This window comes from Mesorhizobium sp. BR1-1-15 (assembly GCF_020165475.1).
In the GTDB taxonomy this organism is placed as follows: Bacteria; Pseudomonadota; Alphaproteobacteria; order Rhizobiales; family Rhizobiaceae; genus Mesorhizobium.
Window position 1 is genome coordinate 307,656 of sequence record NZ_JAIUIF010000002.1, and the last position, 25,235, is coordinate 332,890.

26 protein-coding genes are annotated in these 25,235 nt (G+C 63.2%); 9 read left to right on the forward strand and 17 right to left on the reverse strand.

All coding sequences use genetic code 11. The features are described 5' to 3' along the window. Window positions 1–228: 228 nt before the first annotated feature. From LB541_RS05115 to LB541_RS05165, 11 genes are all read right to left on the reverse strand, one after another. A complete protein-coding gene (locus tag LB541_RS05115; protein ID WP_224618058.1) occupies window positions 229–1,455 on the reverse strand; it encodes a CmpA/NrtA family ABC transporter substrate-binding protein in 1,227 nt (408 codons plus the stop codon). Between the two features lie 2 nt (window positions 1,456–1,457). Continuing rightward, entirely contained in the window at window positions 1,458–2,060 is a 603-nt protein-coding gene (locus LB541_RS05120; RefSeq protein ID WP_140665783.1) for an ANTAR domain-containing response regulator, read from the reverse strand. Between the two features lie 125 nt (window positions 2,061–2,185). Next, window positions 2,186–2,518 carry a hypothetical protein gene (locus LB541_RS05125; protein ID WP_140496173.1) on the reverse strand — a complete coding sequence of 111 codons (333 nt, stop codon included), beginning with the start codon at window positions 2,516–2,518 and terminating at the stop codon, window positions 2,186–2,188. A gap of 112 nt (window positions 2,519–2,630) precedes the next feature. Then, on the reverse strand, window positions 2,631–3,431 hold the full coding sequence (locus tag LB541_RS05130) for an endonuclease/exonuclease/phosphatase family protein (protein WP_140513604.1): 801 nt from the start codon (window positions 3,429–3,431) through the stop codon (window positions 2,631–2,633). A gap of 107 nt (window positions 3,432–3,538) precedes the next feature. After that, a complete protein-coding gene (locus LB541_RS05135) occupies window positions 3,539–5,002 on the reverse strand; it encodes a phospholipase D-like domain-containing protein (protein WP_140897310.1) in 1,464 nt (487 codons plus the stop codon). A gap of 120 nt (window positions 5,003–5,122) precedes the next feature. Then, complete coding sequence (locus LB541_RS05140; protein WP_140897311.1) at window positions 5,123–6,148, reverse strand: ABC transporter ATP-binding protein; 1,026 nt, start codon at window positions 6,146–6,148, stop codon at window positions 5,123–5,125. 9 nt (window positions 6,149–6,157) lie between these two features. Continuing rightward, entirely contained in the window at window positions 6,158–7,000 is an 843-nt protein-coding gene (locus LB541_RS05145) for a carbohydrate ABC transporter permease (protein ID WP_140556658.1), read from the reverse strand. After that, window positions 6,997–7,917: a carbohydrate ABC transporter permease gene (locus LB541_RS05150; protein ID WP_140496454.1), complete on the reverse strand. Its 921-nt coding sequence runs from the start codon at window positions 7,915–7,917 to the stop codon at window positions 6,997–6,999. The genes LB541_RS05145 and LB541_RS05150 overlap by 4 nt, the downstream gene beginning before the upstream one ends. Window positions 7,918–7,940: 23 nt before the next feature. Then, entirely contained in the window at window positions 7,941–9,185 is a 1,245-nt protein-coding gene (locus tag LB541_RS05155) for an ABC transporter substrate-binding protein (RefSeq protein ID WP_224618014.1), read from the reverse strand. A 79-nt stretch (window positions 9,186–9,264) separates the two neighbouring features. Continuing rightward, entirely contained in the window at window positions 9,265–10,053 is a 789-nt protein-coding gene (locus LB541_RS05160) for an SDR family NAD(P)-dependent oxidoreductase (protein WP_140496167.1), read from the reverse strand. Next, entirely contained in the window at window positions 10,050–10,808 is a 759-nt protein-coding gene (locus tag LB541_RS05165) for a FadR/GntR family transcriptional regulator (RefSeq protein WP_140496166.1), read from the reverse strand. Before LB541_RS05165 ends, LB541_RS05160 begins: the two co-directional genes overlap by 4 nt. A 133-nt stretch (window positions 10,809–10,941) precedes the next feature. Between LB541_RS05165 and LB541_RS05170 the strand changes: the two genes are divergently transcribed. The 4 genes from LB541_RS05170 to LB541_RS05185 all read left to right on the forward strand — a co-directional run bounded on the left by LB541_RS05170 (window position 10,942) and on the right by LB541_RS05185 (window position 14,178). After that, a complete protein-coding gene (locus LB541_RS05170) occupies window positions 10,942–12,081 on the forward strand; it encodes a mandelate racemase/muconate lactonizing enzyme family protein (protein ID WP_224518899.1) in 1,140 nt (379 codons plus the stop codon). Window positions 12,082–12,133: 52 nt separating this feature from the next. Continuing rightward, a complete protein-coding gene (locus LB541_RS05175) occupies window positions 12,134–13,000 on the forward strand; it encodes a DUF6772 family protein (protein WP_224618059.1) in 867 nt (288 codons plus the stop codon). Next, window positions 13,000–13,335, forward strand: coding sequence for a hypothetical protein (locus LB541_RS05180; RefSeq protein ID WP_140496164.1), 336 nt, complete (start codon window positions 13,000–13,002; stop codon window positions 13,333–13,335). Before LB541_RS05175 ends, LB541_RS05180 begins: the two co-directional genes overlap by 1 nt. 132 nt (window positions 13,336–13,467) lie before the next feature. Continuing rightward, window positions 13,468–14,178, forward strand: coding sequence for an SDR family NAD(P)-dependent oxidoreductase (locus LB541_RS05185; RefSeq protein WP_246673091.1), 711 nt, complete (start codon window positions 13,468–13,470; stop codon window positions 14,176–14,178). Window positions 14,179–14,376: 198 nt separating this feature from the next. Here LB541_RS05185 and LB541_RS28605 read toward each other — a convergent pair whose 3' ends face one another. The 6 genes from LB541_RS28605 to LB541_RS05215 all read right to left on the reverse strand — a co-directional run bounded on the left by LB541_RS28605 (window position 14,377) and on the right by LB541_RS05215 (window position 19,139). After that, on the reverse strand, window positions 14,377–14,529 hold the full coding sequence (locus LB541_RS28605) for a DUF982 domain-containing protein (protein ID WP_318012598.1): 153 nt from the start codon (window positions 14,527–14,529) through the stop codon (window positions 14,377–14,379). A gap of 247 nt (window positions 14,530–14,776) precedes the next feature. After that, complete coding sequence (locus LB541_RS05195) at window positions 14,777–15,244, reverse strand: hypothetical protein (RefSeq protein WP_140496162.1); 468 nt, start codon at window positions 15,242–15,244, stop codon at window positions 14,777–14,779. A 66-nt stretch (window positions 15,245–15,310) separates the two neighbouring features. Beyond that, a complete protein-coding gene (locus LB541_RS05200) occupies window positions 15,311–15,775 on the reverse strand; it encodes an Hsp20 family protein (protein WP_140496161.1) in 465 nt (154 codons plus the stop codon). Between the two features lie 354 nt (window positions 15,776–16,129). Then, window positions 16,130–17,899, reverse strand: a complete 1,770-nt coding sequence (locus LB541_RS05205; protein ID WP_224618015.1) for a thiamine pyrophosphate-dependent enzyme — start codon at window positions 17,897–17,899, stop codon at window positions 16,130–16,132. Window positions 17,900–17,948: 49 nt separating this feature from the next. Continuing rightward, on the reverse strand, window positions 17,949–18,389 hold the full coding sequence (locus tag LB541_RS05210; RefSeq protein ID WP_140560359.1) for a DUF2267 domain-containing protein: 441 nt from the start codon (window positions 18,387–18,389) through the stop codon (window positions 17,949–17,951). A 147-nt stretch (window positions 18,390–18,536) separates the two neighbouring features. Continuing rightward, the gene (locus LB541_RS05215) at window positions 18,537–19,139 is read right to left on the reverse strand and encodes an alpha-ketoglutarate-dependent dioxygenase AlkB (protein ID WP_140560360.1); all 603 of its coding nucleotides are present in this window, start codon (window positions 19,137–19,139) and stop codon (window positions 18,537–18,539) included. 164 nt (window positions 19,140–19,303) lie between these two features. On the opposite strand from LB541_RS05215, the gene LB541_RS05220 reads away from it, so the two are divergent. The 5 genes from LB541_RS05220 to LB541_RS05240 all read left to right on the forward strand — a co-directional run bounded on the left by LB541_RS05220 (window position 19,304) and on the right by LB541_RS05240 (window position 25,169). After that, window positions 19,304–21,691: a phosphoketolase gene (locus LB541_RS05220; RefSeq protein WP_140671498.1), complete on the forward strand. Its 2,388-nt coding sequence runs from the start codon at window positions 19,304–19,306 to the stop codon at window positions 21,689–21,691. 18 nt (window positions 21,692–21,709) lie between these two features. Continuing rightward, window positions 21,710–22,900: an acetate/propionate family kinase gene (locus tag LB541_RS05225; protein ID WP_318012597.1), complete on the forward strand. Its 1,191-nt coding sequence runs from the start codon at window positions 21,710–21,712 to the stop codon at window positions 22,898–22,900. Window positions 22,901–23,006: 106 nt separating this feature from the next. Beyond that, window positions 23,007–23,465 (forward strand): DUF2231 domain-containing protein, encoded by a 459-nt coding sequence (locus tag LB541_RS05230; protein ID WP_140632641.1) that lies wholly within the window; start codon window positions 23,007–23,009, stop codon window positions 23,463–23,465. Continuing rightward, a complete protein-coding gene (locus LB541_RS05235; protein WP_140632644.1) occupies window positions 23,452–24,798 on the forward strand; it encodes a PQQ-dependent sugar dehydrogenase in 1,347 nt (448 codons plus the stop codon). Before LB541_RS05230 ends, LB541_RS05235 begins: the two co-directional genes overlap by 14 nt. Window positions 24,799–24,971: 173 nt before the next feature. Then, window positions 24,972–25,169 (forward strand): hypothetical protein, encoded by a 198-nt coding sequence (locus LB541_RS05240; protein WP_224618016.1) that lies wholly within the window; start codon window positions 24,972–24,974, stop codon window positions 25,167–25,169. The last annotated feature ends 66 nt before the right edge of the window (window positions 25,170–25,235 follow it).

A 25,235-nucleotide genomic window follows, 5' to 3' on the forward strand; every position in this document is an offset into this window, starting at 1 on the left:
CCTGTGGGCGCCCGCCATTGGACGCCTGTTCCGTGACCCGCTAAGGGTCCGGTTATTTCAATGCAGGAACCGTGCCAGTCTCGCCTTAGAAAGGAATTTCGAATGAATTCAGCTGAATAGCCGATTCACGGGCAGATCCGGCCACCAGGTGACAAGGCCAAACATTGGTCAGCTGTGCGATCAGTCCGCATAAATTTTGTGCAATGCACAAGAATGGCGCGGAAATGATCACCCTGGCCGCTGCGCCCCGATATAAGCGTCGATCTGGTCCGGATCGAAGATGCGGCCGTCGAAGAAACCGTCGGGGCCGAGCACCAGGCTTGCCCCGGCCGAGCCGACGGGCGTTGCGATCTTCAACGCCCCCTCGACCTTGGCATTGGCGCCCGGCAGCGCTACGCCGAGCGGCTTCAGCGCCGCCCGATAGAGGTCGGGCCGGTAGCAGTCGCGGGCGACGGCGAGGTTTTCAGGCGTGTGCGCGATATCGCCCCAGCGCACCATCTGGGTGTAGAACCACAGCGCATGGCTCTTCCAGGGAAAGTTCGCCGCCTTGTCGAACGGAACGAAGAAGTCCTCGACGTTCCGCTCGGCGCCGCTGCCGAGGCGGAGATGTCCGGTCAGGACCGGCATCTGGATCTCGGTGGACTGGCCAAGGAAGCCGGGCTGCGCCATCAATGCCGCCAGTTCGCCTCGATTGGCCAGGTCCTGGCACCAGCGGGCGGAGTGGTGCAATGCCCTGAGCAGCGCCGCCAGCGCCTCCGGCTGCGCTTCGGCCCAAGCCTTGCGCGCGCCGATTACCTTTTCGGGGCTGTTGCGCCACAGCAGCGCCTTGACGGTGACGATATGGCCGGTGCCGGCCGAGACGGAGGCGCTGTTCCAGGGCTCGCCGACGCAATAGCCGTCGATGCGGCCGGCGGCCAGCGCGTCGGCCATGAAGGGCGGCGGCACGATGACGATCTCGATCTCACCGTCGGGGTCGATGCCGCAGGCGGCGAGCCAATAGCGCAGTTCGTAATTGTGCCCGGAATGCGGATGCACGACGGCAAAGCGCAGCGGGTCGCGGCCGGCCGCCGCGCGTTCGCGGATAAACGCGCCGAGCGCCGCGCCGGCGCGGGCCGGATCGAGATCCGATACGGCGCCGTGCGCCGCCATGCCTTCCCAGACGGCGTTGGAGATGGTGACGCAATTGCCGCCGAGGCCGAGCGAATAGGGCACGATCGTCTCGGATGCCAGCGGCGTGAGCCCGAGGTTGCAGGCGAGCGGCATCGGCCCAAGCATATGGGCAAGGTCGAAATGGCCAATGGCGATGCGGTCGCGGATGTTGGCCCAGGAGGTTTCGCGGTGGAGGACGAGATCGACGCCTTCGCGCGCGGCAAAGCCCATTTCGCCGGCCGCGACCAGCACGGCGCTGTCGAACAGGGGCATGAAGCCGGCGGTGATCTGATGCGCAGCTGTCATGCTCATTCATCCTCCAGCGGCCCGAGCAGCCCGGCTGTCGTCACCAGGCTATGGGCGATGTCGCTGATCTTGCGGTTCTGGTTCATCGCCGTCTTGCGCAGCAGCGTGTAGGCCGCGTCTTCGCTCAGACCCCGCGATTTCATCAATATCCCCTTGGCGCGGTCGATGACCTTGCGGTTCTCGAGTTCGCTGCGCGCTTCCTCCAGTTCGCGTGCCATGCGCGAAAAGGCGTTGAAGCGGCTGACGGCCATGTCGAGGATCGGCTTCACGCGTTCCTGTCTGAGGCCATCGACGACATAGGCGGACACGCCGGCATCGACCGCGGCCTCGATAGAGGCCTTGTCGGAACGGTCGACGAACATGGCGATCGGGCGCTTCACCGCGCGCGACAGCTGGAACATGTTCTCCAGCATGTCGCGGTTGGGGTTTTCGAGGTCGATGACAATCACGTCGGGTTCGATCTCGGCGATGCGGCGCGCAATGCCCGCCACGTCATGGACGACGGTCACCCGCTGATGGCCGGCCTCGCGCAGTCCCGCCTCGATGATCGAGGCGCGGATACGGTTTTCGTCGATCACCAGGACGGCTAGGGAGGATAGGACCATGCCCCGCATTGTGGGCAAGGTCGCGGAATTGTGCAATGCGGCATAGCCAGTGCAGCAGAAGGGGCGTGGCCGCAGCTTACCGCATTGCAATCAGGCCACGCAGATGCACTTCAGCGATCCTCGGGTCAGGTGCAGACACGAACCTCTTCGATCACCCTGTGATGGTGGCGCCAGTGTTTCACCAACTCGATGTGGCAGCGGTGGTGACGATGGTAGCGGCGGTATTCGCGGTCGCTGTAACGAACATCGCTGTCCTCGTCGTCGTTATAGCGATTGTCGATATAACGCTGGCGATCGTGATGGCGGCGCACGACGACCTCGCCATTGTCATAGTCGTCGTCGGGCGAATACTGGGGCTCGTCGCCGGACTGGATGGTGACGCTCGCGGCCTGCGTCGGCGCAATGACGGAAGCCGAAGCGGCCAACGCCATCATCGAGGCCAGGAAAAAGCTTCTCATGTCTCGTCCTCCTGTTGTCCAAGCCATATCAACTCGCAAAACGAGCCGCCGTTCCGATACCGCCCTACACGCTTTCCAACGCGGTCGACATCAAGGCGTTATCGGCGCGTGGCTACAGGCGGACAAAGGCGGTCAGCGGCAGATGGTCGGAGGCGACCCGCGACAACGGCGTGTCATGCGCTTCGACGGCCGCGATCATTCCGTGCCGGTTGGCCATGATGCGGTCGAGCGCCAGCAGTGGCAGATTCGAGGGGAAGGTGGGAACAGCCGGCGGCAACGGTCCAAACGTCAGATGCAGCGTGTTCAGCGCGGAGCGGTTTCCGAGGCGCCATTCGTTGAGGTCGCCGAGCAGCAGCGTCGGCTTCTCGTCGGGGCTGTTCATGATATCCAGGACGACCTGTGCCTGCTGCGACCGCGAACGGCGCAGCAGGCCCAAATGCGCCGCGATGACGCGCAGGGACTGGCTTCCGTCGAGGTCGATTTCCGCCACCAGAGCGCCACGCGGTTCCAGCCCGGGAAGCCTGATCTGATGCACGTCGCGCACGACACCCTTTTTGAAAAGCAAGACGTTGCCGTGCCAGCCATGGCCCTTGCCGGTTGCCGAAATCGGCACCGGCACCAGGCCGGTTTCCAGTTCGAGCCGGGACAGGTCGAGAAGTCCGGTCCGGTCGCCGAAACGATTGTCCGCTTCCTGCAGGGCGATGACATCCGGGTCGATCTCGCGGATGACGCGGCTGGTGCGGTCGGGATCGAATTTGCGGTCGACGCCGATGCATTTGTGGACATTGTAGGAGGCGACCAGCGTTCCGGTGGCGTCAGCCTTGTTCGTAGACGTGGCATTGGCCTTCCGCATCCGCTTGTCGCGAATGGACAAAAGCATGCTTGCCGGCAGGCTGCGCCCGTTCACCCGCATCGTTTGCCCGCCATTCCTGCTGCTTGCACCATGCACCTCAAAGAATAGAACCTTTCGGCATCTGTTCCATCATCGATTTCAAGCTATCTGGCAAACACGTCCTTTTGTTAAAGATAGGGCGAGCCCAGCCACAGGATGCGATCGAACAGACGGATGACGAATGGCCGCGCCCGCAATACTTCCAGTGTGACAGGGACGGCCGTCTCGATCGCCGCCGCGACCCGCTTTTCGACCTCGCTGGCGAAGCCGGCGTCGAGTACCTCCAGGTCGATCTCGAAATTGAGCCGTAGCGACCTGGCGTCCAGGTTGGAAGACCCGATATAGGCCCATGCACCATCGATCGAAAGCAGCTTCGAATGGTCGAAAGGTCCTTCCGTGCGCCAGACGCGGCAATAGTGCTTCAGAACCTGGTCGAACTGCGCCGTCATCGCACGGTCGACAAGGAAAAGATTGTTCACCGCCGGCACCACGATGTCGATTTCGACACCGCGTCTTGCCGCAGTCGTCAGGGCGCTGATCAGTTCGCGGTCCGGCAGGAAATAGGGCGACATGAGGCGGATCGATTTGCGCGCGACGGAGAAGGCGCCGATCAGCAGCTTGTGATTGGTCTCGACGCTGGCGTCCGGGCCGGACGCGACCGCCCGCACCAGCATGGGCGTGGCGGGCGCCGGCGACAGCGGGGCAATTCGCCAGGCATCGCCCTTCAGCGCCTCGTTGCTGGCGAAACGCCAATCTTCGGCGGCAACCGAAAAGAGGTCGGCTACCACTGGACCGGTCACGCGAAAATGCGTGTCCCTGGAACTGTTGGAGCCGGCAAACTCGGCGGAAAAGCCCTTGCGAATGTTCATGCCGCCGGTAAAGGCAACCGTACCGTCGACCACCAGGATCTTCCGGTGGGTCCTCAGATTGGCATAGGGCAGGTGCAGGCCCATGACGATGTTGCCGTTGAAGAGCCCGGCGGTGACGTCGGCGCCGCGCAGGTGGCCCAATATGCTGGGCACGGAATAGCGGGCGCCTACGGCGTCGATCAGCACGCGCACGCTGACGCCGCGCCGGACGGCCCGGGCAAGGGATTCCACGAAGAGCAGGCCGACGGGGTCATTGTCGAAAATATAGGTTTCGAGCAGGACGCTGCGTTCGGCGCCGTCGATGGCCGCGCACATCGCGGTATAGGCTTCGTCGCCTGTTTCCAGGACCGTGATGGCGTTTCCCGGATGAAGCGCGCGCCGCGCGACCCTGTCGCCCAGCGTCCTGAGGCCGATGAAGCGCGGCCCGTATCGTTCGATGATCAGGGCCTCCTCGGCGGCAATGTCGCGGTCGTGCCTGGCGGACGCCAGATCGCCGGCAAGCGAGCGCTGTGCGCTGATCGAGGCGCGACGGATGCGGTTGATGCCGGCCACGGCATAGATCAGCACCCCCAGGATCGGCGACAGCACCATCACGCCGACCCAGCCGGTGGCGGCCCGGACGTCCTCCTTGGTCATGACGGCATGGGCAATGCCAACGCTCGCGATCATCACCGAGATGATCGCCAGGATTTGAGGCCAGTGAGTCGTCAGGCTCTGCAGCATGGCCGGAACTATCCAGCGAGCGGGTACAGAAGGCAATGCGGCGGGTCATTCGCCCGTTCTCATGCTTCCGCGGGTTATCGCGTCCGCACGCCGGCTACGCGCTGGCCATTCCTGATCGCGTCAGACCGCGCGGCCCTCGCCGTCGAAAAAGTGCAGGTTCGTCGGGGCTGCGTCCAGGCCGATCTCGGCGCCGATCTCGGGCGCCGTTCCTTGATTGTGGATGACAAGACAAGTCTGGCCCGCGTCCAATTCCACGTGGATGAGCGTGACGGCGCCAGTGTATTCGGCAAGCTTTACCTTGCCGCGCAGCGTGGCGGACGAAGGCTGGGCCAGCGACAGGTGCTCGGGCCGAACGCCGATCGAGACGGCCGCCGCAGGCACGGACGCCCCGTGGGTGATTGGCCGCCCATCGGCGAGCGGCAGGATGTTCATCTTCGGGCTGCCGATGAACTGGGCGACGAAAATGGTTCGGGGGCTGTCGTAGAGCTCGCGCGGTGAGCCGACCTGTTCGATCCTTCCGTCGCGCAACACGACGATCTTGTCGGCAAGCGTCATGGCCTCGATCTGATCGTGCGTCACGTAGATCATCGTCGTCGACAGGCGCTGGTGGAGCGCCGCGATCTCGGAGCGCATGTGCACACGCAGTTCGGCGTCGAGGTTCGAAAGCGGCTCGTCGAAAAGGAAGACGTCGGGATTGGCGACGATGGCGCGGCCGATGGCCACGCGCTGGCGCTGCCCGCCCGATAGCTGACGCGGGAAACGGTCGAGCAATGGCTCGAGCTTCAGCGTCGCGGCGGCCTCCGAGACGCGCCGGGCTCGCTCGCCGGCCGGCACTTTGCGGACCTTGAGGCCGAAGCCCATATTGTCGCGGACGGTCAGGTGAGGGTAGAGCGCGTAGGACTGGAACACCATGGCCACGCCGCGCCTGGCCGCCGGAACCTCATTGACCAGACGGCCGCCAATGTGGAGTTCGCCCTCGCTGAGATGCTCGAGGCCGGAGATCAGCCGCAAGAGCGTCGACTTCCCGCATCCCGACGGGCCGACGAAGACGACGAACTCGCCATCCTCGATCTCGAGATCGACGCCACGGATGACCTCGACCGTTCCGAACCGCTTGCGGATGTCCTTGAGCAGAAGCTTTGTCATGACTCCCCCTTATCCCTTGACGCCGGAGAGGGCGAAGCTCTCGATGATCTGGCGCTGGGCGATCAGATAGATGATGAGGATGGGAACCACGGCCAGGCTGGTCGCCGCCAATTGCAGATTCCACAAGGGCAGGCCGTAGCTGTCGTTGAAGTTGGACAGCGCCAGCGGCAGCGTGAATTTTTCGAGCGAACTGAGGAAGATCAGCGGCTCGAGGAAGAGGTTCCACGAATGCAGGAAGGTGATGATAGCAACCGCGGCGAGCGCCGGCCGCGCCATGGGCAGGGCGATCTTCAACCAGACTCCGAACCGCGACAGGCCATCCATCTTGCCGGCTTCTTCGAGTTCCCTGGGCAGCGCCAGGAAGAACTGACGCATCAGGAAGGTCGCCACCACGCCCTGCGGGCCGAAGACCGGCAGAAGGATGAGCGGCCAGTGCGTGTCGATCAGGCCCATGGCGCGGATCAGGAAGAAGTTAGGGATGATGGTGACCTCTTCCGGCACCATCAGCGCCATCACCAGGAACAGCATCAACAGCCCGGCGCCGGCAAAGCGGATGCGCGCCAGCGCGTAGCCCGCGAGCGAGGCGATGGACAGGGTCAGCACCGTCACCGTCGCGGCGATGTAGAGCGAGTTTAAATACTGCCGCGCGAAGGGCTGATAGGTGAACACTTCCGCGAAGTTCTCGAAGCGCCAGACGCGGGGAATCAAGGTCGGCGCGCCGAAGATTTCGGTGGTGCTCTTGAAGCCGCCGGAAATCATCCACAGGAACGGGAACACGAAGGGCACGGCCAAAAGCAGCAGCGCCATGGTCCAGCAGATGCGATAGAGAATCTCGGTCCGGCGCTGGGTCACTCCATCTCCTTCCGCCGCAACATCACCTGCACGAGGGTGAGCGCCATCACGATGACGAACATGATCAGGGCCAGCGCGGCCGCGTAGCCGACGTTGAAGAATTTGAAGCCTTGCTGATAGATGTAGAAGGCCAGCACCAGGGTGCCGTTTTCCGGGCCGCCGCCGGTCATCTGGTAGATGTGGTCGAACACCTTGAACGAGCCGATCGTCGTCAGAACCATGATGACCAGCGTCGTCGGCGCGAGCAGCGGCCAGGTGATCATGCGAAAGACCTGCCAGCGCGAGGCGCCTTCCAGCGCCGCTGCCTCCTCGTAGTCGCGCGGTATCGATTGGAGCGCGGCGATGTAGAGGATCATGTTGAGGCCGACCATCTTGATGACTCGGGTGACGATGACGGCCGCCATCGCCCAGTTGGGCTCGCGCAACCAATTCGGGCCATCGATGCCGATCCAGGCGAGCATCTGGTTCACGGCGCCGCCTTCGCCCTGCAGCATGAATTTCCAGACGATGGCCCAGGCGATTGCCGATGTGACCACCGGCGCGAAGAAGACCGTGCGAAAGAAGACGACACCGAAGAACGGCCGCGAAAGCGCCAGCGCGAGGGAGAGCGCCAGCGCCATGTTCAGGGGAACGAGCCCCAGCGCGAAGATCACGGAATTGCGCACGACATGCCAGAAGTCGGGGTTCTCCAGCAGCGCATTCTGGAAATTGCGAAGCCCGACGAAGGTCGCCTGCTGGCTGAGCAGGTTCCACTCGGTCGTCGAATAATAGAAGATGGCGACCAGCGGCCCAAGGAAGAAGACCAGGAAGCCGATCAAGGTCGGGCTGACGAACAGCCATGCCTCGAGCATCTCCCTGGCCTTCAAGCTCAGCCACGGCGCGCTGGCAGGGCGCGCCGCATTGTCCCGGGATGCCATGCCGGCCATGAACCGAAATCCTGTCAGAGCAATGGCTGAATGGCGGCGCAGACGCCCTTCAGCGCCTCTTCGACATTGGCGTCGGCCCGCCACAGCGCGTCGACGCGCGGCGCCATCGCGGCGAATATCTGCGGCACATGCTCATGCGAAGGGTGAACGCGGCCGTTGACGATCGCTGCGGCGACGCTTTTCATCTGCTCGGGCGGGATCAGCTTGTTGGAGTTGACGAAGGCGTCGCTCTCCAGGACGCTCTTGCGGGCCGGCGGAAAGAACTGGGCCATGACAGCCACATTGTCCTTGCTGGTCATGTCGGCCACCAGTTGCGCGGCAAGCTCCTTGTTCTTGCCGGACGCAAAGACTGTCAGCGCGGCCTGGCCGATGACCGGAGCTTCGCCGGCGGGTCCCGAAGGCAAGGGGGCGATGCCCCATTTGAAGCCTGCCTCGGGCATCTTCGAGGCTCGCGAGATCTGGTTCACGGTCATCGCCGAATTGCCGGAGAAGTAGTCGCCCTGCTCTCCCGGCGGCACGATCGACCTGTCCTTGAACACCATATCATGGAGCTGCTTGATGGCAGCCACCGCTTCAGGCTTGTCGAGGCCGCACTGGCCGTCGGCCCACAGATCGCCGCCGTAAGCGCGCACGGGCGGCAGCAAGGCGTGCGTCATACGCGATGCGTAACCTTCGCCATCCTTGAATTCGAAGCCCCATTTGCCGGGATTGGCCTCGGTGATCTTCTTGGCGACCTCCTGGAATTTCTGCATGTTCCACTCGCCCTTCGCGGCGAGCTGGTTGGGATATTCGACACCTGCTTTGTCGAACATGTCCTTGTTGTAGTAGATCAGGAAAGGCGAGGTGGAGAAGGGCACGCCGTAGACCTTGCCGTCCTTCTGCCAGAGCGCCATGGCGGGCTGGGAGAAATCGTCGAAATTGTATCCCTCGGTCGCCTTGAGCGTCGGGCCGATGTCCATCAGCAGCCCGGCGTTCTCGAAGGCGGGTGCGGCATCCTCCATCATCCAGGCGATGTCGGGGGCGTTGCCCCCGGCGACCTGGAAAGTGAGCTTCTGCGTGTAGTCGGCGACCGGAACGGTCTCGAATTTCACCGTGACGCCCGGATGCTTGGCGATGAAGCCCTGGGCGATGCCGTTCAGCATCTTGAGGTGGGCCTCGCTGCCCGTCCACACGGTCACTCGGAGTTCCTGGGCCAGCGAGTGCGCCGACAGGGCGCACAGCGCCAAGGTCGATAGTGCAAGTTTGATTGCGGTCTTCATGGTTTCCTCCCGAAACGCCGATGGTCCAATCAACAACTGCGGGCGCGCAACGAACGGGCCGGCAGGCGGCGGCGACTTGTCATGCTGTTGTCCCCGGCAGCGCGCTGGGCGCGTCGCCGATCGTCCAGCCGCCGTCGACGGGCAGGTCAGCCCCGGTGACGTAGCGGGCGGCGTCGCTGCACAGAAAAACGAAGGCGCCGACGAGGTCGTCGGCCTGGCCGTGGCGGCCGGCGGGAATCTTCGCCGCGACCGCTTGGCGGAAGGCTGCGTCCCGGTAGCGCTCGGCGGTTGCCTCCGTCTCGATCGCGCCGGGCGATACCACATTCATGGTGACGCCATGCGGCGCAACCTCGCGTGCCATGGCGCGCACCGCCGTAAGTTGCGCCGCCTTCAGCGAAGCATAGACGATTGTTTCCGCGCGCGGACGCCTCGCCATCACGCTGCCGGTCGCGACCACGCGTCCCCATCCGCGCTTGGCCATGGCGGGAACGAGCCGCGTGGCCAGGGTAAGCAGGGCCGTGAAGTTTGCCGCCACATGGGCCTGGATATGCGCTTCGTCGATCTCGCTCCATGCACGGCGCCGCTCGATCGCGCCGTTCGAGACGAGGATGTCGATGGGCCCGGCGCCGGCGGCTTCATCGGTAAAGGCCGACATTGACTTGCTATCGGTGAAATCGGCCTCGAGAACCGCGGTGCCCGGGCCGATAGCGGCAGCCGTTTCGCGCGCGCCGGCGGCGTCACCGAAGTGATGCAGCGCGACGCTGGCGCCATGCTGCGCCAGGGCGATCGCAACCGCGCGCCCGATGCCGGAGCTGGCGCCGGTCACCAGCGCCCGCCGTCCGGCAAGGGAAAAACGGTCCTTGCTCACGGCGACGGCTCCCCGAGCTTGCCGGCCACCTCGAACGAGGCGATGTCGGCCGCGTCGAAATGCTCGTGAATGCGCCGGTCCGCGAGATCGGTGTCGCCCGCCATGATCGCGTCGTAGATCGCCTGGTGCCGTTCGACGGTGGCCCGCCAATCCGTTTCCGTGCGGTTGGAGCGCTGGGAGAACAGTTCCGAAACCTCGCGTTGGACAGACCGCATCCCTTCCATCTGAATACGGATCATGGAGTTGCCCGTGGCCGTCGCGAGGCCGAGGTGGAACAGAATGTCGGCTTGCGTGAAATCGCCAGGCCTCCCGATGCCGGCGTGCATGTCGAGCACGGCCTGGCGCATCATTTCCAGGCCGCGCGGATCGCGGCGCTCGGCGGCCAGCCTGGCTATGCCAACCTCGATGACGCGGCGCATCTCGTTGGCTTCCTGAAGCCGCGTCAGGCTCGAACGGACCGCATAGGCGTAGATGCGCTCCATCGGCTCGCCGCTAAGTGCCTTGGCGCGGGCAACTTTTCCTTGCTGGGTCGAAACGAGGCCGGCGCTGGTCAACTGGCGCAGCGCCTCGCGTGCGATGGGCTTGGAGACGCCGAATTCCCGGGCGATCTCGCCTTCCGGCGGCAGCGCTTCGCCAGGCGCGATGCGTCCGTCGAACAACGCCGCGGCGATCGCATCCGAGACGCCGTCCGCGAGGCGGGAAGGGCTCGCGAGTTTCGCGGAGAAAATCGGCTTGCGTGCTTCGTCCAGGGGCATTCGGAATCCTTTCCGAGCTCACTAGCACGGTTTTCCCAAACATAGCAACTAAGTTTTTTGGTTGCTAAGTTTACAAGTGAAAGCTATGAAGGCGGTGCGAGAGGACCAAGGGAGAAATCTGGAGCCGATGCACGTGAGCGATCCAATCGCGGCGGGGCCGCTGAAGATTGCCGAGGTGATTGCCCATCCCCTCAGCCAGACATTGCCCCGGCCCACGGTCACGTCCTGGGGCGTCTATGAAAAGGTCTCGCTGGTCCTGGTCGAAGTGCGCACGAGCGAGGGCATTGTCGGCGTAGGCGAAACCCTGGCGCGGTTCTCGCCCAAGGCTTATGTCGAGCTGATCGAAAGCTCGCTCAAGCCGCGCCTGCTCGGCCAGGACGCGCGCAACATCGGCGCCCTATGGCAGTCCATGCGCCGCGCGCTTTCGGGCAGGGCGGGCGGCGTGCTGATCGAGGCCATCGCCGGCGTGGACATCGCGCTATGGGATATATTGGGCAAGGCGACCGGACAGCCGATCGCGAAGCTTCTCGGCGGTGTCGGACGCGACCGCATCGACGTCTATGCCGCCGCGGTCAACTGGGTCGACGACGATGCCGCCGACGCTGAACTCGATCGTTATCTCGGCGAGGGCTTTACGCGCATCAAGGTTAAGATGGCGCGGCCCGTGCGCGAAGCCTGCAAACGGATCGAGCGCATCCGCAAGCGCGCCGGCGATGCGATCGGGCTCTGCGTCGATGCGAACTGGGCCTACAATCTGGACGAGGCGGTCGAGGTAGGTCGTGCGCTTTCGGCAAACGGCTATTTCTGGTTCGAGGAGCCGCTGCAACCGGAAAACGAGCAGGGCTACGAGGAACTGCGCCGGCGCTGCGACGTGCCGCTGGCCGCGGGCGAGAGCAATTTCACGTTGGACCAGGCGCAGCGCCTGATCGCCAACCGGACGCTGTCCGTGCTGCAGCCCGACGTGGCGCGCGCGGGCGGCATCTCCGAGACGCGTCGCATGGCCGACTACGCCGCGGCGCATGATGTCCGCTACGCGCCGCATATCGGCATGTCGGGCATCGTCTGCGAGACCGCAAGCGTCCATCTGTCAGCCGCGATGCCGAACTTTGGCGTCATGGAGTGCGAGTGCGACGCCAGCCCGTTCAAGGCCAGCCTGGCCGATCTCGCGCCCGGTTGCGTCAGGCAGAAGAACGGCACGCTCGACGTCCCGCAGAAACCCGGGCTCGGCATCGAGATCGACTGGGACGCCGTCAAGAAACTGAAAGCCGGATGAGGCCGAGATGAAGAACCAGGTTCCAAACCAGGGCGCTGACCTCGCCGAGGCGATGCGGCTGGCGTTGTTGCGCGCGGACCCCGCGCTCAGCCGCTTCGACCCGCTGCCGCGGATATTGTCGTTCGACGATTTCGCGGGCGGCCATTGCGGCTGGTCGCAGCTTGTCGGCAACTATGAGGACGATCTGGACACCATGCTGCCGGGCTACGCGCAGCATACCAGCGCCATGCTGTCGACGCTCGCGCACTGGGACGCCGGCTCACACGGGGGGATGGATTCATCCTATGCGTTGAAGGTTGCGACACGTCCCCTGCCGGGAGCCCGCAACGTCGCCATCAAACGCCACACATTCAGGAAGCGCGGACCGATCCGCTTCGAAATGTATTTCACCTTCAAGCCCGAAGCCAATGCGCTGAAGCTTTCCGAAACCGATGTGCGCTCCGTCGGCTTCCTGTTCGACCTGCAGGGCGGAGATCAGGATGGCAACAGCGATCGGGTCATGCCGCATCTGCGCTTTTTGAACGCGCTCGACGGCCAGCACTTGCAAAAATGGCAATACAAGCGCGAGACCGAGAAGATCATCCCGATCGGCAGCGACGACAAGACGATCAGCCACTATCACCTGTCGCCGGAGGGATGGCTCGACCTTCCCGGCGGATCGCAGCGCCTGTGCTACAACGAGATCCCCACCAAGGTGAACTGGACTTATCTGTGCTTCGATTTCGATCTGGAATCGATGACGGCGCTCGGGCTGCGCTGCAACGATCGCAGCTTCGATCTCTCGGGATTCGATTCGATCCGCATTCCGGCGATGAAGAACCTGTGGTGCATGCTCAATTTCGGCCTCTTCGCTGAAACCGACGTTGCCAAACGGGCCTTCCTCTATGTCGATTCCATCTGCATTTCCGGAGACTTCTGATGCTGCCCGAGAACATCACCGCGGTCGTCTCGCGCAACGAGCGCTGGCGCGGCGAGGCCGCCAGCGAGCCTTACGAGGCAGGATGGGCGCGCGAGGCGATCTTCTTCGTGCGCGCGTTGAAGCAACCTGTCGGCCCTGCGGCAACGGCGTGGATCGAGATCTCGCCGGATGGAATGCACTGGCTGCGCGAAGGCACCGAGTTTGTCATGCCGGCCGAGCGCGACGGCATGGCAATGGCGCGGCTTAGCCATTTTGGCAACTGGCTGCGCGTCGCGGCGCGTTTCGACAGCGGCGCGGAGTGCAGCGTGCTCGTGACGCTGCACCTGAAGGCCTGAACACGCCGTGCCAAACCTTGCCGCCGGCCAACCCTTACTGTTCACGGAGACATCATGATCGATCCCTATCCGACGTTTGCCCAGGACAGTTTTGCCGGCAAGACCGTGCTGGTGACCGGTGCCGCGAGCGGCATGGGTTTCGAGACCGCCCGTGCCTTTCTCTCCAAGGGCGCCGAGGTCGTGATGTGCGACCGCGATACCGAGGGGTTGGCGAAGCGCCATGACGAATTGAGCGGAACGGCCGGGACACCACCGCACAAGGTGGTGGCCGACATGGGCGACCCCGACAGCATCGCGCGCATGTTCGACTATTGCGACGCCAAGCTGGCGCGGCTCGACAACGTCGTGACCTGCGCGGCGATCATTACTGCCAAGAGAATCGCGGAGCAGGATTGGGCGCACTGGCAGCGCGTCCTCGGCGTCAATCTGCTGGGCACCTTCTTCACCGTCCAGGGGGCGGTGCAGCGCATGCAAGGCAATGCCGGCGGGGGGAATATCGTGTGCGTGGCCTCCGACGCCGGTGTGCATGGCGGCGGCGGGCTCATCGCCGACACCGCCTATGCGGCGTCCAAGGCCGGCACGCTGTCGCTGGTGAAGTCGGTTGCGCGCGAATTGGCGGGAAAGAAGGTGCGCATCAACGCCCTCAATCCGGGGCCGACCGATTCGCCGATGCATTCCCATATCGACCAGGCTCTCAAGGACCGCATCGCGGCCAATTTGCCGATGCGCCGCATGGGCCGGCCCGACGACATGGCCGCCGCGATCCTATTTCTTTGCTCGGACGCCGCGAGCTTCGTCTATGGCGCGGCGCTCGACGTTGATGGCGGCTCGATGTTCCGCTGACCGGCACCGCCAAGCATGGTGACCGGCGTTAGCACCGGTCACCGCGCCCTGCCGGCGGCACGACCTACGGAATTAGGCGCTCTCCATGACTTTGCTCGGAACCTGACATACTTGAAACCGAAGGTTCGGCGAACGTTCTCCTCAGGCGGAAATGCCGCCTCTGCCCGTCTTGATCCCCGCCATCCAGGGTATGGAGGTCTAGACGTCTTCAAGGATCCTGGCCGAGCGCGCAAAGCCGGCAAAAGCATCGCGTGCCAGCGAGGCTGGGACATGGCCGTCATAGGCGCGTTGACACGCGCGCAGGGCGGTTTCGAAAATCGGGCCTCTGCGGTTCCGGGGCCAATTCTGCAGAAACTCGAATGCATCTTCGAGGCACGCTACTTCCTCGATCATGAAATCCCCGTTCTTTCACCAGAACAGGCTGCTCGAACATTTTGTCATTCATGAACTTCCTCCATTGGCTGGATGCTTTTGAGGGGTTGGCCCCAACCCCTTCATTGGGGCAGTTCATCGTTTCACGAGACGCCGAACTGCTCTAACTGTTTGTTTCTACGTAATCTCCAGGGAAAAAGCGGTATGCGCTTTTCCCGGGATTGCTCTAGGCTGCTTCAGGTTCCGGCAGGGAAAATGCCCCGCCACCGCCTGCCCTCGGCGGGATCGCCGCGCAGACCGGGCTCGGAGGTGGATCGTCATCATCGTCTTCACCTCGGGTGCCCGCGATCCAGCGGGACCAACTCCCTCGACGGAAGCGGCCGAAAGAACGCCGCTGGGACCGAGACGCCGCCCTGTGCGGCGGATGCCCTTGCTCGCGCTCATCCAGTGCCTTCAGCGCGCGAAGGATCTCATCCACATTCATGACCGAGCCGTCATCCAGCCTGCGCAGCGACGGAGCGTCGTCAACCGCATGCGCGTCCGAGGCCCATGAGGCAAGCAAGGCACGCTTCGCCTCAAGGCTCATGGTTGAGCAGTTGAGAACGTCGCCGGGGTTTTTCGGCACCGGCGAGACGTCGATGCGGGTCGGTTTTCTTGTGCCGGCTTGAAGAAAGATATCAGCTTCGCTTGTCATCTCCGTTCTCCGCAATCTTGGCTTCCCGGCGTTGCCGGGAGGCGGACCGCAGGTTGTTGCGACATTCTATGCCGCCTTGCGCGACACATCCTGGCTTATCGACTTCGTTGTATTTTCAGGGTCGCGGACGCCAATCTCGATGCGACGCGGCTTGAGTTCTTCGGGCACCTCACGCACGAGCTCGATGGCGAGCAAACCGCAGTTCAGCGTCGCAGCCTTCACCCTTACGTGGTCGGCCAGCCTGAAGGCCTGTCTGAAATTACCTATCGCAAGGCCTTGGTGGAGAACTTGCCGCTGTTCTGGATCTGGCTTCTTGCGTCCGGTAACGCACAGTTCGGCGCCATTCTGCACGAGTTCGAGCTCGTCCAGGTCGTAGCCTGCTACCGCCATGGTGATGCGGTAATTGTTCTCATTCTTCTTTTCAATGTTGTAGGGAGGCCAGTCCGAGCGAATGCTGCTGTCGAGCATGTCGAAAAGACGGTCGAAGCCGACCGTCGTGCGGTAAAGGGGTGCAAAATCCACGCTTCTCATATCCATATCCTCCGAAAAGCAACATGGGACGCCGCAGGTGTCGCGACGCCTTTTTCATCGAGCCGAAGCCTCGACGCGAAACGATCTGGGAACGGCCAGAAATCTCTTCAAGAGGGGTCCCAAAAATTTTTTGATGCTAAGTTGCCATGCAAGAACAGTGGCTTGCGGTAGTTCTGCCGCACGACCCTTTCACTCTTGCAACAGCAGGATCTGCCCCGAAGCGGTACATGGCCCGAGACTTCCGCGATGGTCGGGGCGCCGATACCGATCGCACGGACTCGGCAGAAGTATCCCTATGCAGTGTCGCCGCGCACGTCGCCATCCGTCGCGGACGTGGGGCGAGATCGGCTGTGCCTACGCTTCCTCGGAAACTTCGCTCATCATGGACTTCAGCGGTTCCTCGCCGACATTGTCCTCGATCTGGTCGTGTCCAGGCGTGTCCGGCAGCGCCTTGCGGAAATTCCTCGCATAATCTGGCGGCATCCTGGGCGGCATCATTGGCTCATAGGCGTCCACGACGGCCTCGATGATCACCGGTCCCTGCGTGGCGAAGGCCGCCTCAAGCACGCCCTCGACCTCTTCCGGCCGCGAGACGCTGTAGCCGATGCCGCCCATGGCCTCGGCGGCCATGGCGAAATCGATGGGCTGCAGCTCGCAGCCGAATTGCGGATTGCCAAGGAACATCATCTGCTCCCAGGCGATCTGGTTCAGCATGCCGTTCTTGAGCACGAGGACCTTGAGGGGAATGCCGTGCCGTACCGCGGTCGAGAATTCGCCGAGTTGCATGGCAAGCCCACCATCGCCAACCACTGTGAAGATAGGCCGCCCCGGAAAGGCAATGCCGGCGGCAATCGCATAGGGAAGGCCGCAGGCCATAGAGGCGAGCGCTCCAGAAACCCCGAATGCCTGTCCGGCCTTCATGTCGATGTGCCTGGCAGCCATCTCGGTATTCTGTCCTGAATCGGCTGCCAGGATCGCGTTCTCGGGCATACGCCTGCCGAATGCCTTGACCACGAGTTGCGGCTTCAGCGGCACATCCGGCTTGGCTTCGGATAATGCCATTGCATCGCGCCAGCGGGTCATTTCCTGCCGCGCCTTTTCCAGGAAGGAGCGGTCGCTCTTGCGCTCGAGGCGTTCGTTGAGAAGACGCAAGGTGTCGGCGGCATCGCCTACGAGCCCTGCCTCGACGGGGTAGCGCAGGCCGATCCTCTGCGCGTCACGGTCGATCTGGACGCCGCGCGCCTTGCCGGGTTCGGGATAGTATTCGATGTAGGGGAACGTCGATCCGACAATCAGCAGGGCGTCGCATTCGCTCAGCGCATCCTGCGAGGCGCGGGTGCCGAGAATGCCGATGCCGCCAGTCGTATTCGGATGGTCATCAGGGAGCACGGCTTTGCCGAGCAGCGCCTTGGCGACGGGCGCCGCCAGCAGGTCCGACGCGCGTTCGAGTTCTTCGCGTGCGCCGAGTGCGCCGCGCCCGGCCAGGATAGCGACTTTTTTCGCCGCATTGAGAATCTCAACCGCCTGGTCGAGCTGGTCGGCAGCCGGAAGCCGGCTGCCTTCGAACCATCGATCGGGGGTGTGCGAGGGCCGGTTTCGCTTCGAGCGGTCTGCCTCGGGCAACTCGTTTTCCTGTACATCGCTGGCAATCGACAGATGGGCGACGCCGCGCCGGGCAAGAGCCGAGCGGCAGGCGAGACTGGCCAGGTTTTCCATATGGGCGGCATCGGAGACCTGCGCGTTGAAGATCGCGACGTCGTTGAAGGCGCGGGTCAGGTCGACGTCCTGCTGCGTAAAAGTCTCGATAAGGTCGTGGAACTGCATGCCGGTGATGGCAAGCACGGGAGCCTGGTCGAGCTTGGCGTCATAGAGGCCGGTAAGGAGGTGTGTGCCCCCCGGTCCCGAGGTGGCCAGGCAGACGCCCAACCTGCCGGTCCATTTGGCATAGGCGCACGCCATGAAGGCGGCAGATTCTTCGTGCCTGACCTGGACGAACCGGATGCGGTCCTGACGGGTGCGCAACGCCTCCATGATGCCGTTTATGCCGTCGCCCGGCAGGCCGAAGACGACCTCCACTTTCCAGTTGATCAGCGTGTCGACGAGGATTTCGGCGGCATTGGGCATGGCGGATTTCCTTTATTGAGCACGCCGCCCTCTCGAACCGAGAGGAGGTTCAGTGTTTCGTATCGGGATCGGGACAGAGCTGCCGTACGTCCTCAGGCAGCGAGGCGCGGACCTTTCTGATCTGACCAGGGTCGATATGATGAAAGAGGACCTTGAAGACCGATTGAACCGCGGCTTTCGGGTCGACGGGACGCGTATCGTTCATGCCCTGCTCAACGGGGCCGAGAAACTCTTCAAGAGAACGGCTCTTTTGCGGCAGGCGTGACGGCTCGAACTGCTCATAGTAGGTGCCGCGCACGAGCAGCGGCAACTGCGCTCCAAGATGCGAAGCCATGTCGACCGGCAGCCGGTCCCTGACGGTGCGCAGGACGACGCCGAGCAGGTGCCAAGCGAACTGGCGATCCTGTCCGTGGTCGGCCATGATCTCGTCCAGCCAGACGTTGGTGGTGTGGGTGGTCTTGTCGAAAATCTCGAGTCCGGTAGCGCTCATCGCCGCCTCCTCAATCGAATCGCTCACCCGCAAAACCCGTCGGCAAAACCATCGGTGGCAGGGAAAGTTTCATGCCGGGCCGAAATTTCTTCGCTTCGGCAGTTCACGCGAGATGCTGCACCGGCTGTCGCAGTCGCTGTCCGACGATCACAACGGCCGGAGCGTCCGCAACGTGATCGAATAGCGATGCTCTTTCACCGGCGGTATGCTGTGCTCCCACTCGGTCCGGGCGGCCCCAGCCATCAGATATGCGGACCTCGGCTCGACCGTGACGGTTTCGCGGTCCCATTTCGCACCGTTCCTGCGGCGCAGGCGGAAACTGCAAGCAGCCAACAGCGACACTCCGGCGACAATGCCGAAGTGCGGCTTGTCGCTATGCCATCCGATGCCGGCGCCCGGTCGATATTCGTTGATCAGGACCTGCACGAAATCGGTGGCAGGCAGGCCGGCAAAGCCGGCTACCTTGTCCCTCAAGGGCAGCAAGAAACCTGGTATGGGCGGCGCCTCCATCACCTGGCGCCGCTCATAGTCGTAGCGCAGGCCGAAGCCTGCCACGCGTCTGTTCGCGAGATAGCCGTGGAAATCGAATGGCTGGAAGGACAGGCTCTCGAGCTCCCGCACCAGTTCAGCTTCCTGCGCCGGCGTGATCAGTTCGGGCAGGTAACGAAATCCTTCCGGCAAGCTGTCGGGCGCACCAAAGAGGTCGTCCTGGCGAGGGTCCGTGGGATTGCTGGATCGGGGCGATGGCATCGCCTTTAGATGGTGAAATCCGCGGCTGAGGCAAGATTTCCCCGGCCGGCTGTGGGGGGCGGCTCGCATTTGATGGGAACCTCGACTTCGCTGTCGGATTATTCAATGCGGGCGGCACGCATCGTATTTCAACCAGCTTTGCCAAGGAGAAACTCGTGCGGGCAATGCGTAGCCGGCCTGAACAAGGAGAGCTCGATCTCATCGACCGTTATTGGCGGGCGGCGAATTTTCTGTCGGTCGGACAGATCTATCTGATCGACAATCCGCTGCTGAAGGAGCCGTTGCGGCCGGAGCACATCAAACCTCGCCTGCTTGGCCACTGGGGGACCACGCCCGGGCTGAATTTCATCTACGTCCATCTCAATCGCATCATCAGGCAGCGTGATGCCGACGTGATCTACATTTGCGGCCCAGGCCATGGTGGACCGGGGATGGTCGCCAATACCTATCTCGAAGGGACCTACAGCGAAATCTATCCCGAGGTCAGTCGCGACGAGGATGGGCTGCGCAAGCTCTTTCGCCAATTCTCCTTTCCGGGCGGCATCCCGAGCCATGCCGCCGCGGAAACGCCGGGGTCGATCCATGAGGGCGGCGAACTCGGCTATGCGATGGCTCACGCCTATGGCGCCGCGTTTGACAACCCGGACCTCGTCGTGGCCTGCGTGATCGGCGACGGCGAGGCGGAAACGGGGGCGCTGGCAGCCTCCTGGCATTCGAACAAATTCCTCAATCCGGTCCATGACGGCGCTGTCCTGCCGATCCTTCATCTCAACGGCTACAAGATCGCGAATCCGACGGTGCTCGCCCGGATCGACGCGCAGGAGTTGCGAAGCTTGCTGGCTGGATATGGCTATGAACCTTTTTTCGTCGAAGGCGACGAACCGCGGGCGATGCACCGGCTGATGGCCGAAACGCTCGATACTGTCTTCGATCGGATCGATGAAATCCAGAAGGAAGCGCGCGAGACCGGCAGAGTGGATCATCGGCCCCGCTGGCCGATGATCGTGCTGAGAAGCCCGAAGGGCTGGACCGGCCCGAAGGAGCTGGATGGCAAGAAGGTCGAGGGTTTCTGGCGCGCGCACCAGGTGCCGATCACCGACCCGCGAAACGATGCAGGCCATCTCGCAGCTCTGGAAAATTGGATGCGCGGCTATCGGCCCGAGACGCTTTTCGATGAAGCGGGCAGGTTTCGAAACGAGCTACAGGCCCTGGCGCCGGACGGCGAGCGGCGCATGGGCAGCAATCCACATGCCAATGGAGGGATGCTCAAGCAGGAGTTGCGATTGCCGGATTTCCGCCACTTCGGGGTCGCGGTCCCGAAACCCGGCGGCGCAAGGGCCGAGGCGACGAAGCTCATGGGAGCGTTCATGGAGGAGGTCATACGGCTGAATGCCGATGCCCGCAATTTCAGGCTCATGGGACCGGACGAGACATCGTCCAACAGGCTGGATGCGGTCTTCGACGCGACCGAGCGCGTCTGGATGGAAAAGATCGAGCCTTATGACGAGCATCTGGCGCGCGACGGCCGCGTCATGGAGGTGCTGAGCGAACATCTTTGCCAAGGCTGGCTGGAAGGATACCTGCTGACCGGCCGGCACGGCCTCTTCTCATGCTACGAGGCGTTCATCCACATAGTCGATTCCATGTTCAACCAGCACGCCAAATGGCTGAAGGTCTCGCGTGAACTTGTCTGGCGGCGGCCGATCGCGTCGCTCAACTATCTGTTGACCTCCCATGTGTGGAGGCAGGACCACAATGGTTTCAGCCACCAGGATCCCGGCTTCGTCGATCTCGTCGCCAACAAGAAGGCGGACATCGTGCGCATCTACTTCCCGCCGGATGCCAATACGCTGCTCTGGGTCACGGATCACTGCCTGCGAACCTACAATCGGGTCAACGTGATCGTTGCCGGCAAGCAGCCGGCTTCCCAGTGGCTGCCGATGGACGACGCCATACGTCATTGCGAGGCCGGCATCGGGATCTGGGATTGGGCGGGAACCGAGCGTGGAGGGGAGGATCCCGACGTGGTGATGGCCTGCGCGGGAGACGTGCCGACGCTGGAGACGCTCGCCGCTGTCGACCTTCTTCGCCAGGCGATACCGGATCTCGCGATACGCGTCGTCAATGTAATGGACCTGATGGCGCTGCAACCCAAGGAGCAGCACCCCCACGGCCTGGCGGACGCGGAATTCGACAGGCTGTTCACGACCGGCAGACCGGTGGTCTTCGCCTACCACGGCTATCCCTATCTCATTCACCGGCTGACCTACAAACGGGCCAATCACGACAACTTCCACGTTCGCGGCTACAAAGAAGAGGGCACGACGACCACGCCCTTCGACATGGCGGTGCTCAACGAACTGGACCGTTTTCACCTAGCCATCGAGGCGATCGACCGGGTGCCGGGGCTGAGCGCCAGGGCAGCCGATGCGAGGGCCCGATTTGCCGACGGCCTGAACGAGCACACGCGCTATGTTCGCGAACATGGCGAGGACATGCCCGAGATCCGGAACTGGGCCTGGCGCGACAAAGCGGGCGCGGCGGATGGTTAAGGCTGTGCCCGCCGGGGAGTGCCGCTCGTGACCAGCGCAATACTCGCCCTCAATGCAGGCTCGTCCAGCCTGAAGTTCGGCCTGTTCGAAGCCGGATCACAGGAGGGGCCGGTGCTCACGGTGAGCGGTGCGTGCGAAGACTTGGATGACGAGCCAAGCCTCGTCGCCAAGGACGCGTCGGGCAAATCCATCTTCAAACGCGCCGTCAAGCCCGCAAGCCCGCCCGTAGAGGTTCTCCTGCGGGACTTGTTCGATGTCCTCGATCCGTATCTTGCGCAGGCTCCGCTGAGCGCGGTCGGCCATCGCATCGTCCATGGTGGCAAGCGGTTTTCGACTCCGGTCCTGCTGACCGGCGAGATCGTCGAGGCGCTCGACGCGCTGACGCCGATGGCACCGCTCCACCAGCCGGCCGGCCTGGCGCCGGTTCGTGCGATCTCCAAACTGCTGCCCGGCCTACCCCAGATCGGTTGCTTCGACACCGCCTTTCACCGCACGCTGGAGCCGCCCGTCAACCGCTATGCGCTGCCGCGCGAGTTCGAGGAAAGCGGGATCCGCCGTTACGGCTTCCACGGCCTTTCCTACGAATTCGTCGCAGGCCAGCTGCAGGCGCTTTCGCCCGGACTCCGGGGCAAGCGTTGCGTGGTCGCGCATCTCGGCAGCGGATGCAGCCTGTGCGCCATGCGCGAAGGCAGAAGTCTCGACACCACCATGGGGTTCACCGCGCTTGACGGGTTGATGATGGCCACGCGGCCGGGCGCCATCGACCCCGGCGTGCTTCTCTACCTTCAGCAGGCGCGCGGCATGTCCGTGAAAGAGTTGGAGACCTTGCTCTATCACAAGTCCGGCCTGCTCGGCGTTTCGGGAGTGTCGGCAGATGTGCGGACCTTGCTTGGCAGCAAGGATCCTCGTGCGGCGGAGGCGATCGATCTCTTCACGTTTCGGATCGCCCGCGAGATCGCGGCGATGGGAGCCACGCTCCAGGGTATCGAGGCGCTGGTGTTCACGGGAGGGATCGGAGAGCATTCCTGGCAGATCCGTGAAGCGGTTTGCGAGCGCCTGCGATGGCTGGACGTGTTGCTCGACGCGAATGCAAACCGGTCGGGAAAAGGGCGGATCACCGGCGAGGGCAGCGCGGTCGATGTTTACGCAATCGCCACTAACGAAGAATTGATCATCGCCCGCCAGGTGCTGGCGATCGTGCCGATCTGACCGCTGAACTCGGTCCGCGGCGACCCGCCGGGACCATCAGGCAGGAACCTCCGGCCTTGGGGATTGTTTATGGGCCAACCAAGAGTTGATATGGAAGGACTTCCTCATGGCAAGGGAGAATCCGGCTTCCACGGCCAGCATCGCCGGCCATCCCATCCATCCGATGCTCGTGCCCATTCCCATCGCCTGCTTCGTCGGCGCATTGCTGACGGACCTGAACTACTGGCGGACGGCGGAGATGATGTGGGCGAATTTCTCCGCCTGGCTGCTGACGGTCGGGGTGATCGTCGGCGTCCTAGCCGCCATTGCCGGCTTCACCGACTTCCTGGGCGATCGCCGGGTGCGCGCACATAAAACCGCGTGGCTGCACATGCTGGGCAATGCGGTGGCGGTCATACTGTCCTTCTTCAACATGCTCATACATACCCGTGATGCCTGGACCTCGGTGATGCCGACAGGCCTTATCCTGTCGGCGCTGGTGGTACTCATCCTGATATTCACCGGCTGGCTGGGCTGGGCCCTTGTCTACCGCCACCACGTGGGAGTGGCCGATGAAACCGTTTGATCGATCCGGCAAGCGACGCGCTTATGGTACAGGGCTTGCGTTCCTTTGCTTTGCGACGCTCGGCGCCGCGGGCTGCAGCAACGATGCCGCCGACCCAAGCACTCAGATAGGCCCCAACCCGAATTTGCCGGAGATAAAGCAATATCTGTTCCCGCCGATGCATCTTGCATCCGTGGTCGGCTGGAAGAAGGATGAAACGCCGACGGTAGCGCAGGGCCTGCAGATCCATGCGCTGGCGACCGGGCTTCAGCATCCGCGCTCGCTCTACATCCTGCCGAACGGCGATGTGCTGGTCGTCGAATCGAAGGCCCCGCCGGAACCGCCAGCCAAACGGCCGAAGGATATCGTGATGGGCCTAATCGAATCGCTTGTCACCTCGGGCGGCGATACGGGACGGAGCAACCGCATCACCTTGCTGCGTGACAGCAATGGCGACGGCGTGCCTGACGTCCGGGATGTGTTCCTCGATCACCTGAATTCGCCCTTCGGCGTCGCCCTGGTGGGAAACGACCTCTACGTTGCCAACACCGACGCGATCATGCGCTATCCCTACAGGCCAGGCGACACCAAGATCACCGCGCCGGGCGTCAGGTTAACGGAATTGCCGGGCGGTCCGATCGATCATCATTGGACCAAAAGCCTCGCCGCCAGTCCGGACGGGTCGTTGCTCTATGTCGGCGTCGGTTCGAACAGCAACATCACCGAAAACGGCATCGGCGCGGAAAAGGACCGCGCCGCAATCTGGCAGGTGGACAGGGCCACCGGACGATCGCGCATTTTTGCCAGCGGATTGCGCAATCCGAACGGCTTGAGCTTCGAGCCGCAGACGGGAGCACTCTGGACCGTCGTCAACGAGCGCGATGAACTCGGACCAAATCTAGTGCCGGACTACATGACATCGGTGAAGGACGGCGGCTTCTACGGCTGGCCGTACAGCTATTACGGCCAGCATGTCGATCCCCGGGTAATGCCGCAGCGCCCGGATCTGGTCGCCAAGGCGATCGTTCCCGATTATGCGCTGAGTTCGCATGTGGCACCGTTGGGCATGGCTTTCTACACCGGAACCAGCCTGCCGCAGATATATCGGGGCGGCGCCTTTGTCGGCGAGCACGGCAGCTGGGACCGTCCCGGGCTGAATGGCTACAAAGTCGTCTTCGTGCCGTTCAGCGGTGGCCGCCCCAGCGGCATGGCTCAAGACGTCGTCACAGGTTTCCTCAACGACCAGGAGGAGGCGCGTGGTCGGCCGGTCGGCGTTGCCATCGACAAAACCGGAGCGCTGCTGATCGCGGACGATGTCGGAAACACAGTGTGGCGCGTCACACCCTCGGGGTGATGATCGCTGCTTCAGGCATGTCGCTCTCCCGCCGGTCGGCATCAAGCTCGGTCCGCCTTCGTCCCTTTGGCAGGATGTCACGAAATATTACGTGAGGGAACGTCGGCGCCGAAATCTGCATTCTCCGGGGGAGACGACCGTCGTCTCGAAGTTGGATTGAAAGGAGAATTACCATGCCCAATCAAGGTGGTAGCCACGAGCAACATGTGAAGGCGGGCCAGCAGAGCCACAAGAACACGGAAAACAAGAACCGCCAGCAGCAACAGGCCGCAGGTAACAATGAGCGGCAACAGGGCGACAGCTCCAACATGCGGGGCGGCTCGCACGAACAACATGTAAGAGCGGGCCAACAGAGCCACAAAAACCGCTAGGCATTTCAGCCAGGCGGGCTGACGCTCGCTCCGTATCATGACATGAGAGAGGTCCATCCCGAGGAA

What these genes read in the sequence shown, in the direction of transcription:
- LB541_RS05115 (WP_224618058.1), bottom strand. Translation starts at nt 1,455, where the DNA reads ATGACAGCTGCGCATCAGATCACCGCCGGCTTCATGCCCCTGTTCGAC.
- LB541_RS05120 (WP_140665783.1), bottom strand. Translation starts at nt 2,060, where the DNA reads ATGGTCCTATCCTCCCTAGCCGTCCTGGTGATCGACGAAAACCGTATC.
- LB541_RS05125 (WP_140496173.1), bottom strand. Translation starts at nt 2,518, where the DNA reads ATGAGAAGCTTTTTCCTGGCCTCGATGATGGCGTTGGCCGCTTCGGCT.
- LB541_RS05130 (WP_140513604.1), bottom strand. Translation starts at nt 3,431, where the DNA reads ATGCGGGTGAACGGGCGCAGCCTGCCGGCAAGCATGCTTTTGTCCATT.
- LB541_RS05135 (WP_140897310.1), bottom strand. Translation starts at nt 5,002, where the DNA reads ATGCTGCAGAGCCTGACGACTCACTGGCCTCAAATCCTGGCGATCATC.
- LB541_RS05140 (WP_140897311.1), bottom strand. Translation starts at nt 6,148, where the DNA reads ATGACAAAGCTTCTGCTCAAGGACATCCGCAAGCGGTTCGGAACGGTC.
- LB541_RS05150 (WP_140496454.1), bottom strand. Translation starts at nt 7,917, where the DNA reads ATGGCATCCCGGGACAATGCGGCGCGCCCTGCCAGCGCGCCGTGGCTG.
- LB541_RS05155 (WP_224618014.1), bottom strand. Translation starts at nt 9,185, where the DNA reads ATGAAGACCGCAATCAAACTTGCACTATCGACCTTGGCGCTGTGCGCC.
- LB541_RS05165 (WP_140496166.1), bottom strand. Translation starts at nt 10,808, where the DNA reads ATGCCCCTGGACGAAGCACGCAAGCCGATTTTCTCCGCGAAACTCGCG.
- LB541_RS05175 (WP_224618059.1), top strand. Translation starts at nt 12,134, where the DNA reads ATGCGGCTGGCGTTGTTGCGCGCGGACCCCGCGCTCAGCCGCTTCGAC.
- LB541_RS05180 (WP_140496164.1), top strand. Translation starts at nt 13,000, where the DNA reads ATGCTGCCCGAGAACATCACCGCGGTCGTCTCGCGCAACGAGCGCTGG.
- LB541_RS05185 (WP_246673091.1), top strand. Translation starts at nt 13,468, where the DNA reads ATGGGTTTCGAGACCGCCCGTGCCTTTCTCTCCAAGGGCGCCGAGGTC.
- LB541_RS05195 (WP_140496162.1), bottom strand. Translation starts at nt 15,244, where the DNA reads ATGACAAGCGAAGCTGATATCTTTCTTCAAGCCGGCACAAGAAAACCG.
- LB541_RS05200 (WP_140496161.1), bottom strand. Translation starts at nt 15,775, where the DNA reads ATGAGAAGCGTGGATTTTGCACCCCTTTACCGCACGACGGTCGGCTTC.
- LB541_RS05205 (WP_224618015.1), bottom strand. Translation starts at nt 17,899, where the DNA reads ATGCCCAATGCCGCCGAAATCCTCGTCGACACGCTGATCAACTGGAAA.
- LB541_RS05210 (WP_140560359.1), bottom strand. Translation starts at nt 18,389, where the DNA reads ATGAGCGCTACCGGACTCGAGATTTTCGACAAGACCACCCACACCACC.
- LB541_RS05215 (WP_140560360.1), bottom strand. Translation starts at nt 19,139, where the DNA reads ATGCCATCGCCCCGATCCAGCAATCCCACGGACCCTCGCCAGGACGAC.
- LB541_RS05220 (WP_140671498.1), top strand. Translation starts at nt 19,304, where the DNA reads ATGCGTAGCCGGCCTGAACAAGGAGAGCTCGATCTCATCGACCGTTAT.
- LB541_RS05230 (WP_140632641.1), top strand. Translation starts at nt 23,007, where the DNA reads ATGGCAAGGGAGAATCCGGCTTCCACGGCCAGCATCGCCGGCCATCCC.
- LB541_RS05235 (WP_140632644.1), top strand. Translation starts at nt 23,452, where the DNA reads ATGAAACCGTTTGATCGATCCGGCAAGCGACGCGCTTATGGTACAGGG.
- LB541_RS05240 (WP_224618016.1), top strand. Translation starts at nt 24,972, where the DNA reads ATGCCCAATCAAGGTGGTAGCCACGAGCAACATGTGAAGGCGGGCCAG.